The 563-nt window shown below is 54.9% G+C and carries 1 protein-coding gene; it reads left to right on the top strand.

Going from position 1 to position 563, the window contains the following annotated elements; all coding sequences use genetic code 11:
- Positions 1-563: extracellular solute-binding protein (locus IVA78_RS07745; protein ID WP_247464966.1), on the top strand; the 563-nt coding region annotated here is incomplete at both ends.

The raw sequence follows: 563 nt of genomic DNA, 5'->3' as shown, positions 1-563 counted from the left end.
AAGGAATTCCCGGGACTGAGGGGACTCGGTGCCAATTCTTCTTTTGCTCAATTAGCGTTTGCGTTGGCCGCCGATGGCTTCACGGACAAGGGTCTCTTGCGACTAACCGATGATAAAATCGATCGGGCGCTGAAGAAGCTGGACGAAATCAAGCCGCACATCACGAAGTGGTGGACAGCGGGCGGGGAGCCCATACAGCTTCTCATCAACCGTGAATACGCGCTGACGAGTTGCTATGATGGTCGTGCCATTGCAGCAATCAAGCAGGGGGCGCCCATTCGCATGGTATGGGACGGCGCTACTTTAGGCGATAACTACTGGACAGTTCTTAAGGGCGGGCCGAACAGCGCGAATGCACAGAAATTCATCGCATTTGTGAATCGGGCCGAAATGGCGGCCGCCTATACTCAAGGAACCGGCTATCCAGGCCCGAACCTAAATCAGCTAAAGTACCTACCTGCCGATCTGCTGCCGCTGATAAGCATAAACCCCGACAACGCGGCAAAGACAGTCCGCTTCGACAAGGCTTGGTTTGTGGCGAAACGCGCTGATGGCAAGACGAA

This window comes from Bradyrhizobium sp. 137 (genome assembly GCF_023074095.1).
Classification (GTDB): Bacteria; Pseudomonadota; Alphaproteobacteria; order Rhizobiales; family Xanthobacteraceae; genus Bradyrhizobium.
Note: the sequence above shows the minus strand (reverse complement) of the source record. Positions and strands in the feature narration are given on the sequence as shown.